Raw genomic sequence first — 12,238 nt, forward strand, 5'->3', positions numbered from 1 at the left:
ACATTGCGAATACTTTACAATCTGTACCAGAAGAAAAGGCCGCCTTGAACGTTTGTTCGAGTGCCGCGGTCCTTGACAATCGGACTGTCGGCCATATCCCCCAGCAGATGAGAAGCCCCGGCTGTTCCACCAATGCCCCAGTTCTCGGTGACGGCAAATCGGGAAGACGCGCTCAGGGTTATATCCCGCAAGCCAGAACCTGCTTTGAAGGTTGCCAATCCACTTGCTGCCGAACCGGAGGCGGAGACGGAATAGTAGGCATCCCCATAATCGGAAGTAACATATGTGGTTGACAGATCCACACCAAATGCCAACCTCTCACTCGCGTTAATTTCATATCCCACACTAAACGTTGCCGTCGTGCCGCTATCTCCCATTACATCATGGGCAACCTCGATGCGTGCGCCAATGCGATCGCGTTGTAACATCAGACCACTATAACCAACGCCAGCTACGCCGCCGAGCCACAGCTCCGCATCAACTTCGTCAAGTTTCTTGATTACGCTGTCGCTGACGTCCTTTCGACCGCCACCATATGCAATCAGTGGCCCCGCATAAAACGTTTCGGAGGGCAATACGTTGGCAGTTAGCTGGGTCCCTGTCAGCTTGATGAAATACGGCCCATTCTGGATGGTGCCGATCAGCCCTGGGTTGAAGCCATAGTCCTTCGAACCAAGGTATTCGGGGCCGTAAAATGCACCCGTTCCCACCAGAACGCTCCAGTCCGAACTTGTGGTGAGAGGGTCAGTCTTTTCCTGCGCAAAAGACTGGGAAGCGAAGAATCCGAGACTTGCCAGACACCCGACCCAAACATAACAATTAGCCACCATGGAAAATACCTCAAGACATTGCAACCACGAATGTTGACACTGTCTATACTTGGATTCAGCCATCGTCAACAGAAATGTTGACACAGTCTACTTTAATTGGAGAAAGCGCCTGAGCGACACGAAATATCATCATGGCAACCTGAAGCAGGCGCTGATAGAGGCAGGCCTTGACATCCTGTGCGCCGAAGGGCTTGAGAAATTGTCACTTCGGGCCTGCGCCAACCGGGCCGGGGTCTCTCATGGCGCACCGAAAAACCATTTTGCCACTTTGGCGGTTTTACATGGGGCGCTCGCAACGGAGGGGTTCAAACGGTTTTCGGCAACGATGCGGGAACATATGATCAACGCCCCAAAGGATGCCAAGTCGCAAGTTCTGGCGAGCGCACAAGGTTATGTCGCATTCGTGGAGGAAAACAAGGACCTCTTCCGCCTCATGTTTTCCATGGAGCGGCAGCCGGATATCTATCCAGAGCTACTTCCGGCCAGCCGAGAAGCGTATTCGGTGCTTCGGGAAGTCGCCCAAAACATGTCGCCGGAGAATTGCGAAAACCCGCAGGGGCAGCTCTCCGTCGAGACAATGCTCTGGACATTCATCCATGGCTACGCGGTCCTGAAGTCCAACAAACAGTTTTACACTGCCAATGCAGAAACAGGGGCAGACCCAAAGCTGGAGGACATATTTCCCAGGTTTCTTTTCAAGAACGAGTGAAGAGTGATCGGAATTGTTTCAAGCCATTGGCTCTTTCGCAGTTTCCTGATCCCAACTCCCAGTTTTGTAGAATCTGCCAAAAGCCTCTATCCGGGCTGAAAATTGCCCGGAGAAATCGGCGCCTACATGCATGAATTGGGCTGAGCCCTGCCCGGGACCAAAGGGACTGCAGCGTAAAAGGCAGTCAGCAGCCTATTCGGCCGCTTCCTGAAAATCGCGCCGTGAGCGCCGAGCCCAGGGGCGCGTGCCTTCCGGCAGTTCGTCGACTGTTCCGACCGGCTGCAGGTACTTCGTCACTTCCGGCCATTCTCCGGCCTTGAGCGCCTTCAGAACTTCCGGCTTGGAAATTTCAAAGCTGGACACTCCGCATCGACGTGCGAGCGGAACCTGATCGAGAATGTATTTTCCGACCGCACGAATATCGCCCTTGTAGGCGAGATGCTCGCGCAACACGCGCGCTGCGGAAAAGCCGCGGCCATCGGAGAAGCTCGGGAAGTCGACGGCAACCACAGCCAGCCGATCCAGATACTCGGTCAGCTGTTCAACGTCATCGCCTGCCTCAACGAGAACAGCCACTGCGTCCTTGCGGCTCAGGATTGCCTGCGGGTCCGACAAGAACTGCTTCAACGGCAAAAGAACGAGCCCGGTCTGCGGCAGGTCCTCAATCGTCTCAATCCGCTGCCAGTTTTCCTCGAAAAAGGAACCGTCCTTGAAAATCGTAGTCATCACTGTTTCCTGACTTTTCAATTTCTGCCACCGGCAGCTTGTCCATCACCTAGCGATAGATGGATGCCACATTCCGTTTTTTCCTGACCGCGCCAGCGACCCGAGCGCGGGTCTTCACCCGGCTCAACCTTGCTTGTGCACGGCAGGCACCCGATGGACGGATATCCCTGCGCGACCAGCGGATGCGGCGGCAGATCCCGATCTCGCGCATAGGCCAGAACATCGTCCGCACCCCAATTGGCCAGTGGATTGACCTTGATCCGCCCGTCTTCCCGCTCGAACACCTGAAGGCTGGAGCGGGTCGAGCTCTGATGACGCTTGCGACCCGATATCCAGGCAGAGAAGCCCGAGAGAGCACGGTCCAGCGGCAGCACCTTGCGGACATGGCAGCAGGCATCGGTGTCGCTCATCCAAAGCATGCCCGCCGGATCTGCAGCCTGCAGATCGTCCTGCGCCGGAAATTCCGTGCGAATATCGGTCAATCCGAGTAGTTCGACCAACCGCTCGCGATACCGCAGTGTCTCGGGAAAGAGCTTGCGCGTATCCACAAAGAGGATTGGCGTTGCCGGGTCGATCTCGGCGACCATATGCAGGAGGACCGAGGAATCGGCTCCGAAGCTCGACACAAGTGCGATTTCGCCAGCGTAGAGATCACGAATAGCCGCCTTGAGGATGTCCTGAGCGGGCGCATCCTCATAGCGGCTGTTGAGCATGGCTATTTCCGCGCTTACACCCAGTTCCGGATCAACGGCTGCACCGAGATCGTCAAGCAGTGCCATAAAGCGCCTCCTTGAAGGGCTCTTCCCCGACCCTTCGATAAGCATCGAGGAAGGTTTCACCTTCGCTCTCACGAAGGCCCAGATAGGTGTCAACCAGTGTTTCGATTGCGTCCACGACTTCTTCCGACGAGAAGCCACGGCCAACGATTTCACCGATAGAGGCGTTTTCATTCGCCGATCCACCGAGGGTGATCTGGTAGAATTCCTCACCCTTCTTTTCCAGACCCAGAATGCCGATATGGCCAACATGGTGGTGACCACAGGCGTTGATGCAGCCTGAAATCTTGATCTTCAGCTCACCAATTTCCGATTGACGTTCGGGTGTCCCGAAGCGCTCGGAAATCCGCTGTGCGACGGGAATCGAGCGGGCTGTTGCCAGTGCGCAATAGTCCATACCGGGGCAGGCGATGATGTCGGTGATGAGACCAGAATTGCCTTCTGCGAAACCGGCGGCAACCGCACGATCGTAGAGCGCCGGCAGGTCATCCAGCTTCACATGCGGCAGGATGACGTTCTGTTCGTGGCTGATGCGGATCTCGTCATGACCAAAGGTTTCGGCGAGTTCTGCAATCACGTCCATCTGCACATCGGTTGCATCCCCCGGAATGCCGCCAATCGGCTTCATGGACAGCGTCACGCTGGTGTGTCCGGGAACCCGGTGCGGGTTGAGATTGTGCTTCACGAAATGGGCAAAGCCGGCATCCGTCGCCTTGCGCGTTTCGACTGCGGAAGACACGTCAGGCAGAACTTCAAGCGGGGGCGGAGCGAAATACGCTTCGATGCGCCGTACTTCCTCGTCCGGCAGTCTCAGAACGCCAAACCGGATCTTTTCGAATTCCGCTTCGATATCCGCCTTCAGTTCCTCCAGTCCGGTTTCGTGGACGAGGATCTTGATGCGGGCCTTATACTTGTTGTCGCGGCGGCCATAACGGTTATAGACGCGCAGGATTGCCTCGGAATAGGCCAGCAGATCCTCTTCCGGCAGGAAGTCACGCACCTTGCGACCGATCATCGGCGTGCGGCCAAGGCCGCCGCCCACGAAGACGACAAAGCCGATTTCACCCTCGTCGTTGCGGGTCAGCTGCAAGCCAATGTCATGCACCTGAACGGCTGCGCGATCATTCGGCGCGCCAGTGATGGCCATCTTGAACTTGCGCGGCAGGAACGAGAATTCCGGGTGGAGCGAAGACCACTGACGCAGGATTTCCGCATAGGGGCGCGGATCGGCAATCTCGTCAGCTGCCGCGCCCGCAAAATGGTCTGCAGTCACGTTGCGAATGCAGTTGCCCGAGGTCTGGATGGCATGCATTTCCACTTCGGCCAGTTCTTCCAGAATGGCCGGGGTATCTTCCAGTTTCGGCCAGTTGAACTGGATGTTCTGACGTGTCGTGAAATGGCCGTAGCTGTGATCGTAAGTCCGGGCGATGTGCGCGAGCTTGCGCATCTGGCGACCGTTCAACGTGCCATAGGGAATGGCCACACGCAGCATGTAGGCATGAAGCTGCAGATAAAGGCCGTTCATCAGGCGCAGCGGCTTGAACTCGTCTTCCGACAGTTCGCCAGCCAGGCGGCGGCGGACCTGATCCTTGAACTGTTCCGTTCTCTGGGTGACAAAGCCGTGGTCGAATTCATCGTAGCGATACATGGAATAACGTCCTTACACAGCTGCCGCGTGGGCCTGCTTGCCCAGATTCGGATGAGTGGTCGGGCCTTTGGCGCGGATTTTTTCGCGCAGGCGAACCGGAACAAGATCACCGTCTTCCTCGGTGACTGCCATTTCATAAACGCCGACAACGAGCTGAGCCTTCTCGGCAGCAGCTCCAAGCGCAAGACCTTCGGCAACGGCGTCCTTGCCTTCGAACACACGGGCACCGGACACGGTCTCGACCCAAATGCCGCCCTCGGCGAGCCAGACGACTTCACCATCCAGAAGACGGTTTGCAGTAATGACCTGCATTGATTTTCTCCTTAAGCCGCGACCACCTGACGGGCATCAAATACCGTCAAGGGTTCAGCAGACGTCATTGCGGCGTAGCCAACGGCCTCGCCAATCACGATCAGCACCGGCCCGTCGATTTCCGGTCGGGTTTCCAGGGTGCTGAGTTCATAAAGCGTGCCGGAAAACTGGCGCTCGTCCGGATGGCTTGCATTCTCGATGATGGCGACCGGCGTTTCGCCCTTCATACCGGACGCGATCAAGCGTTCGGAGACGGCGGCAGCAACCGTGCGGCCCATATAGACGGCAACCGTTGCCCCTTTCAGGGCCAGCCCTGCCCAGTCTGGCAGGGTTTCTGAATTCGCATTGTGGCCGGTCGCAAAGACAAGTGTTGAAGCAACACCGCGAAGGGTCAGCGGCAGCTGCGCGGAGGCGGCAGCTGCAAAGGCAGCGGTGACGCCCGGAACGACTTCAAAGCCAATGTTGCCTGCGCGAAGTGCGTCCATTTCTTCTGCAGCCCGACCGAAAATCATCGGGTCCCCGGCCTTCAGGCGGACAACCTTGTGACCTTCCTTTGCCAACTGAACGAGCAGCTCGCAAATGTCTTTTTGCGGAACGGAATGAGCGCCCTTGCGCTTGCCGACGGAAATGCGCTCGGCATCGCGCCGTCCCATGGCAACCACAGCTGCCGGCACGAGGGCGTCATGCACGATCACGTCCGCTTCCTGCAGCAGGCGCTGCGCCCGCAAGGTCAGCAGATCTTCAGCGCCGGGACCTGCACCAACCAGCCAGACGAAACCCGGCTCATCCGCCATGTTGTTGAGAAGGCGTTGTGCTTCTGAGCGAGCGATATCAGCATTGCCTGCATAGAGATTGGAAGCAACCGAGCCGGAAAAGAACTTCGCCCAGAAGCGACGGCGGGTTGCGCCATCACGGATAAAGCGCGCAGCAGCATCGCGGAAACCTTCCGCAAGGCGTGCAAGCTCACCGGTCTGACGCGGCAACATGCCCTCGATGCGCGCCCGGATATGTCGAGCCAGAACAGGGCCGACGCCTGTGGAGGTGATGGCAACAGCGATCGGTGCTCGATTGACCAGGGCACCCGTGTAGAAGTCGCAGAGATCAGGCTTGTCGACGGCATTGACCGGCACACCCATGATCCGGGCGGCATCCACCACGGCCTTGTCCAGGTCGCGATCCTCGCGGGCACTGAACACCATGGCTGCGTCTGTGATCAATCCCGGACGGAAGTCCTCGGCCACGTGCACAGCGCCCACCGCCTTGATGGCTGCTTCAAGATCGGCGTCGATTTCCCGGGAGATAACTTCGATGCGAGCGTTGGTCTCTCCAAGCAGGCGCACCTTCGCGGCGGCTTCACCGCCATGACCGACAACGAGAACGCGGCGTCCGGCAACCTTCATGAAGGCCGGGAACACATCCAGTCGATCCTTGCGCCATTTGGTCGAGGCATTTGCCATCGGTCACTCTCCGCTCTTGCTCAGGGCATAATTTATGGAGAGCCGGAGCAAAGCGCCGGGCACCAATTTTCAAAGGTGAGCGAAAGAGCGAAATAGTTTTCCAATCGCGCGGAACTTGCTCTCACAAGAGTCTAATGCGCGCGAACACCGTCGGTTTGTGCGAAACAAGAAGAAGGGCCGGGTCACCTTGACCCGGCCCATTTTCACGAGTTGGCCGCCAGTTTGTCTGCGGGAGCCGCCGCGAGCTCTCCGGCGACGGTTTCTGCCGCCTCCAGAGCCCCTTCAAGGAACCCGCCGAACGTGCGGGCCGTCTCAGTGGAGCCAAAGATTACTTTGCCTGACCATAGACCGCGCAAGGGTGCTGGCAAGCCATAGGCTGGATGGAACCTCAGCGGCGCCTTGTCTCGTTCCGTTGCCGTTCTGGGCTCCTGTGCCCAATCCCGCATCAAAAGCGCCTTTGGATTGGCCATCTCGGACCCAAACAGGGCAACGAGCTGTTGCCGCGCGTAGTCGAGAACCTGATCCGCATGTTCAGCACGCGTACTCGCCGCAACACCGACAAAGCCGAACAAGCCATATGGCCCACCTTCTGCCGGAGACGCATCGTGGATCTCGACCATTGGTCCGCGCATGCTCATGGCATCACCTGAATATCCTGCGTCCCTCCAGTAGGGACGGTCATAGACCGCCACGATCTTTGCCTGCCCTGCCATCCATGTCGGAATTGAAGCGAGAGCCTCCCCAACTGCGACCGGCAGGTCAGGGCTGAAAGTGACGCTTTCGGCGATGACACGGGGCGGGACGGCCAACACGATACGCCGGGCCTTGATGAGCTGATTTCCTGCCTTGGCCACAACACCGTCGCTCTGTTCCTCGACATGCACGAGCGGCGAGTGAAACAGAACCCTCTCTTCCGGCAACTCCTTCAAATAGGCCTCTATCAGCTTCCCTACCCCGCCGCTGATGCGCAGCGAACCTTGCATGGAAGCATAGCCGCGATTGGCCTGAACCTCCCCTGACTGATCCTGAAACAGAAGGGCGCCTTGCGAATATTGCTCGAACACTGTCAGTCCGAATCTGGTGGTTGCTGCCTCCATGCGCGGCTGGCCGGGCCAGAACCACGCGGGCCCCAGATCGAAATTCGCCCCCGCTAATTCAGGAGACAGTATGCGCCCGCCGGGCCTGTCCAATGCCTCCACCAGCATCCAGTCCCTGCCTTGCTGCTCAAGGAGGTCGGCAAGGGCAAGGCCAGCCAAACCGGCCCCGACAATCAGAATATCCGTCTTCATCAGAAACTCTCCCCCATTGGCCGCAGGTCCATTTCGAATGTCCATGCGGACTTGGGTTGGTTGGCAAGGGCCAGATAGGCCTCGGCCACATCATCCAGCTTGAGCATGCGATCCGGGGACATGTCATGGAGATCGCGGCTGGCCGCCGTGTCCAGAATTCCATCCAGAATGACATGACCGACATGAACGCCCCTTGGTCCATATTCCTTGGCAAGGGACTGTGTGAGCGCCCGAAGTCCAGCCTTTGCGGAGGCAAAGGCTCCAAACCCTGCCCCGCCCCTTAAACTTGCGGTCGCTCCGGAAACCAGAAACGCTCCCTCGCCAGCATCTGCCATCATTGGCAGAACGGCTTTGCCGAGATTGACGGCAGAGAGCACCATCGACCGCCAGGTCGCCTCGAATTCCGCCACGGAAGTGTCTTCAAACCGGGACATGACAAGTTTTGCCGGATTGTGGATCACCACACGAGGAACACCATGCTCCGAGACGAGGCTATTGACCGCCGCCTTGACGCGATCACCCTCGGTGAGATCGCAGGACAATACCGCGCTTTCGCCCGCAATTGCGGACCGGTTCAGCCCCACAGCTGTGTAGCCTCTCGCCTCAAGTACCTTGACGAGATGCAGCCCGAGGCCCGGGCCACTTCCTGCGACGATTGCCAATGGTTGTTCACTCATGGATATTCTCCTTGGAGACCAACGGGGTTTGCGATGCCTGACCGGGGCACTGGACCACTCCGATCAACGGTTCATCAGGATCTCGAAACGGTCCTCGACAAGCAGGGCTTGACCGTCGGCCTGAACCTTCCAGACTTCGCGGGTGATTATTCCGAAAGCCTTGTTCATGCGCCAACCGGATGAAATGATGCCGGTTGTCTCATCGACAATCTCAAGCTTTGGCAGGATGTAAGTCACATCCGCAAAACCTGTTGCGATGATATTCTGCCAAAAGCCTTCAATCTCGGTACGCCCGGTGAAGGTGCCAAAGGGTTTGGCCTCCATCACTGCGTCCTCAGTATATTGTCTGGCTGCAGAGTTTGCGTCGCCAATATTGAAGGCGCCAATCCATGCAGTGGAGGCTGCAGTGACTGCCTTTTCCACCCGAGCGACCTGATTTTCGTCCAGAGTGCTGCCTTCAGATACAACAACAAGGAGGTCATCGGCCCTGACGCCAAGCGGCAGCGTAAGAACAAGAGCGACCAAAGCAACACGCGCCCAGTTTTCAAAATGACCCAACATGACAGTCTCCCTTTCGATGGATCTTTTCTTGAATTTGCCCGCCGGCAGCGGGGTCACTGCCGGGCGAAGCAAATCGGTCAGCCTGCAAGAACATCCCGCAGGGCAACTGCCAGAGGAGGAGCAGAAGCCGGGCTCTGACCGGTCATCAATGCACCATCGACGACCACGTTTGCTTCCCAGTTCGCCTTGCTGATGTAGTTCGCACCGCGACGCTTCAGTTCGTCTTCCAGGGAGAACAGCAAGTGATGAAGCAGTTCGATTTCCGTATCTTCATCGTTCTTGAAGCCGGTCAGCTTCACACCTTCCACGAGATAGGTGCCATCCGACTTCTTCACATCGCGCAGGATCGCCGGGGCATGACAGACCATCGCGACCGGGCGATTGCTTTCGTAGAAATCGCGGATCATCTTGATGGTGTAGCTGTCGACCGCCAAATCCCACAGCAGGCCATAACCACCCGGTACAAACAGGGCGTCAAAGGTCGAGTAGTCGATCTCGCGCAGCTTGCGGGTGTTGCGGGCTGCAAAGAGTGCCACCGGATCGTTCAGGAAACGCGCCGTGTTTTCAGTGGTGAAAGGCGCCTTCATGGAAAGAAGGTCGATCGGGGCTTCCCCACCCTTTGGTGAAGCGAAGACAACTTCGTATCCAGCTTCGGTAAGGATGTAATAGGGCGTTGCAACTTCTTCAAACCAGGTGCCCGTCTGCTTGCCGCTGATCCCCATTTCATCAACGGAGGACATCACGAGCAGAACGCGCTTTTGCTTGTTTCCAGTAGCCATAAGAGTGGTTCCTTTTCCTGTTGTTGTATCTGACGCAAGGGTAACGAGCGGCGACAGGGCGAGACCTGCGGCGGCGGCGGTTGCCGTTCCCATAAACGTCCGACGTGTAGTTCCGAGTGTCATCACACCCTCCTCAAGACTCCAACCTACTAGTTGGTAGAATGTATATGTTTGTTATTGTCCCCAGCGTCAAGTGTGGACACCAAACAAAAAACGTGGGCGAGAGATTTTTGGAAACCGAAAAGGAAAAATGCCGCAGTTTCCTGCGGCTTTACGCTCCGTGTAAGGAGCAAAAAATAAATCCGGCGCAACTCACAGGGAGAACTTGATCAAGGTCTCCCCCACCCCGTCCACGGATCAGAAACGTCCTGACAGCAGCACCAAAGGCTCAGATCGACCAGTCGATATCTGGTGCAATCGGTATGATGCCAAGTGGGTTTCGCTTCGGGGACTGCGAGAAATAACCCTTGCGGTAGATGTCGAATTTCACCGTTTCTGCAATGCCCGGCAGTGCGTAGAAGTGCCGAGCATAGCGCCAGAGGTTCGGGTAGTCCTGAATGCGTCGGCGCATGCATTTGAAGGCGCTGTAATAGGCAACATCGAATCGGGCGAGCGTTGGAAACAGACGAATGTCTGCTTCTGTCAGTTCGTCGCCAGTCAGATAAGGCTTGTCACCGAGGGCGGCCTCGATTGCGTCCAGCGTTTCAAATACGCCTTCCACCGCCGCGTCATAAGCCGATTGGCTTTCAGCGAACCCTGCCTGATAGACACCGTTGTTCAGCCTTGAATGGATCAATGTGTTCCACTCATCAATCGCATCACCAAGCTGTTTGGGATAAAGATCCCTCGGCCGGTCCGCCAGATGCCCGAACGCCTTGGGCAGAATGCGAACCAGATCTGCCGACTCGTTGGAAACAAGAGTTCCCGTTTCGGCCTCGACCAGCAGCGGGACAGTGACACGGCCAGTATAATCTGACTGCCCATCGGCATAGACCTCATGGAGGGCATTCCGACCTGCCAATTGATCGACATAGCCATTCTGCGGATCGAACACCCAGCCGTCATCGGTGCGCTTGGGAGCCACGAAGGAAACCGGCAAGGCCTTTTCCAGCCCCAGAAGCGCACGGGTGAGCAATGCCCGGTGCGCCCAGGGACAGTTCCAGGCGGCGAACAGATGATAGCGGCCCGGTGTCACGTCTTCGGGCTGAAGCTCCCCTCGCACGACGCTCGGGGTTCTGGTCCACTTTCCGGTTCGGGAAATAGACCCGGCTTCATCATCGCTGACCCAACGGCCATCTATCATCTGTCCCATGTCTACCCTCTCAACCGGTGATGCAGAATGATCGGCACCGCCAGTTCTTCCTCGTCACTCAAGTGCCGTGCCAGAAAAGCCTCGATTGCCCGAGACGTCTCATGGACCTTGGCAACTTCATCCCTCGCCGACTTTTCATCCAGCTGGATGTGTTTGAGCGTGCGATTTGCGACATCCGTGAACTCATGCAGCACCTTGTCGAGCGCTTCATGATCCGTTTCGAGAATTTCCAGCCCCCGGTCGAACCGCGGGTCGGCCGCTGAAAGCTCCGGAAAATAGGAGTGATCCTCGAAATGGTGATGGCCGTGAAGGTTCCTCACCAATGCGTCACCATAGTAGGAGAGCCGCGCCGCATAGTCGTCTGCTTCGCGCGACCTATCGAGGAAGAGTTCCGTTTCCCGGGTCACCAGTTCCCCGAGACGGCGGAACATCACATGGGCCCCAAGCCAGTTTTTGGTCTTTTCCTTGAAGCCCGGATGGGCATCCCAGCTATCACGAGGATACTCATTCAGCAAAACACGCATGCTTTCAGGCATAGGCGTGGTTCGGATATCAAAACGGTCGAACATGTCGCCTCCTTTCGGAGGGGTATGTGGGCATCTCTTGGGAGATTTACAGTGTTGAGAGTGCAGATCTGACATGCGCAAAACGCGCCGAAAAACAACTTAAGTATTTTCTTATTTCAGAATAATAAACCTAATAATCTCTATTAACCCAATAGATACAGGGATACACATAGTCCACAAATCGAAATATATCATCGGCCAACGACGTACAAAAGGGTATATAAAAGGCATTATGGGCACATTATAAACCCAGGGCAGCGGTCCATCAGTTTCCGCTTTTAACATCTTCCGCAGACTCCAGCCCGAATACATTGGTGGAAGTAGTCCGATAAACGCCAATACCTTCATGCCCGACGATTCAGCAATTGCTATGCATAGCATTCCACCAACCATACCCCCACCAACAAAGACTAGGCCGTCCAAAACCTCTCGTTTACTTGGCATCTCAATCAAGAAAAAACCAAATTTCTTCCTCTTTTTGTAAAACGGCGGGAATCCCATGTATACTTGATAGGAGAGGATCAGGTATAGGATAGATGCGTAAACAACCCACATACCTGATCTCCCCCTTATCAACTAATGAATGCCTATTACTT

Annotated in this window: 14 protein-coding genes; 1 reads left to right on the top strand and 13 read right to left on the bottom strand. The window is 56.6% G+C overall.

The window, feature by feature from the left end; genetic code table 11:
• Positions 1–14: 14 nt before the first annotated feature.
• Positions 15–710 (bottom strand): MipA/OmpV family protein, encoded by a 696-nt coding sequence (locus F0155_RS11950; RefSeq protein ID WP_161599798.1) that lies wholly within the window; start codon positions 708–710, stop codon positions 15–17.
• A gap of 457 nt (positions 711–1,167) precedes the next feature.
• Between F0155_RS11950 and F0155_RS23415 the strand changes: the two genes are divergently transcribed.
• The gene (locus tag F0155_RS23415) at positions 1,168–1,539 is read left to right on the top strand and encodes a TetR-like C-terminal domain-containing protein (RefSeq protein ID WP_161599799.1); all 372 of its coding nucleotides are present in this window, start codon (positions 1,168–1,170) and stop codon (positions 1,537–1,539) included.
• A 192-nt stretch (positions 1,540–1,731) separates the two neighbouring features.
• Here F0155_RS23415 and F0155_RS11960 read toward each other — a convergent pair whose 3' ends face one another.
• The 12 genes from F0155_RS11960 to F0155_RS12015 all read right to left on the bottom strand — a co-directional run bounded on the left by F0155_RS11960 (position 1,732) and on the right by F0155_RS12015 (position 12,197).
• Complete coding sequence (locus F0155_RS11960; RefSeq protein ID WP_150524743.1) at positions 1,732–2,265, bottom strand: DUF934 domain-containing protein; 534 nt, start codon at positions 2,263–2,265, stop codon at positions 1,732–1,734.
• A 17-nt stretch (positions 2,266–2,282) separates the two neighbouring features.
• Entirely contained in the window at positions 2,283–3,044 is a 762-nt protein-coding gene (locus tag F0155_RS11965) for a phosphoadenylyl-sulfate reductase (RefSeq protein WP_150524744.1), read from the bottom strand.
• Entirely contained in the window at positions 3,031–4,689 is a 1,659-nt protein-coding gene (locus tag F0155_RS11970) for a nitrite/sulfite reductase (protein ID WP_150524745.1), read from the bottom strand. The genes F0155_RS11965 and F0155_RS11970 overlap by 14 nt, the downstream gene beginning before the upstream one ends.
• A 12-nt stretch (positions 4,690–4,701) precedes the next feature.
• Positions 4,702–5,001: a DUF2849 domain-containing protein gene (locus tag F0155_RS11975; protein ID WP_150524746.1), complete on the bottom strand. Its 300-nt coding sequence runs from the start codon at positions 4,999–5,001 to the stop codon at positions 4,702–4,704.
• Between the two features lie 11 nt (positions 5,002–5,012).
• Positions 5,013–6,458, bottom strand: a complete 1,446-nt coding sequence (cysG, locus tag F0155_RS11980) for a siroheme synthase CysG (RefSeq protein ID WP_150524747.1) — start codon at positions 6,456–6,458, stop codon at positions 5,013–5,015.
• A gap of 203 nt (positions 6,459–6,661) precedes the next feature.
• Complete coding sequence (locus F0155_RS11985) at positions 6,662–7,747, bottom strand: flavin monoamine oxidase family protein (protein WP_150524748.1); 1,086 nt, start codon at positions 7,745–7,747, stop codon at positions 6,662–6,664.
• Positions 7,747–8,424 (bottom strand): SDR family oxidoreductase, encoded by a 678-nt coding sequence (locus F0155_RS11990; protein ID WP_150524749.1) that lies wholly within the window; start codon positions 8,422–8,424, stop codon positions 7,747–7,749. Before F0155_RS11990 ends, F0155_RS11985 begins: the two co-directional genes overlap by 1 nt.
• A gap of 63 nt (positions 8,425–8,487) precedes the next feature.
• On the bottom strand, positions 8,488–8,985 hold the full coding sequence (locus tag F0155_RS11995; protein WP_150524750.1) for a YybH family protein: 498 nt from the start codon (positions 8,983–8,985) through the stop codon (positions 8,488–8,490).
• Between the two features lie 77 nt (positions 8,986–9,062).
• On the bottom strand, positions 9,063–9,887 hold the full coding sequence (locus F0155_RS12000; protein ID WP_150524751.1) for a type 1 glutamine amidotransferase domain-containing protein: 825 nt from the start codon (positions 9,885–9,887) through the stop codon (positions 9,063–9,065).
• A 265-nt stretch (positions 9,888–10,152) separates the two neighbouring features.
• The gene (locus F0155_RS12005; RefSeq protein WP_150524752.1) at positions 10,153–11,076 is read right to left on the bottom strand and encodes a glutathione S-transferase family protein; all 924 of its coding nucleotides are present in this window, start codon (positions 11,074–11,076) and stop codon (positions 10,153–10,155) included.
• A gap of 2 nt (positions 11,077–11,078) precedes the next feature.
• Entirely contained in the window at positions 11,079–11,645 is a 567-nt protein-coding gene (locus tag F0155_RS12010) for a hemerythrin domain-containing protein (RefSeq protein ID WP_150524753.1), read from the bottom strand.
• Between the two features lie 108 nt (positions 11,646–11,753).
• On the bottom strand, positions 11,754–12,197 hold the full coding sequence (locus tag F0155_RS12015; protein WP_150524754.1) for a hypothetical protein: 444 nt from the start codon (positions 12,195–12,197) through the stop codon (positions 11,754–11,756).
• Positions 12,198–12,238: the final 41 nt, after the last annotated feature.

It is taken from the genome of Roseibium sediminis, assembly GCF_008711325.1.
GTDB classification, from domain to species: Bacteria; Pseudomonadota; Alphaproteobacteria; order Rhizobiales; family Stappiaceae; genus Roseibium; species Roseibium sediminis.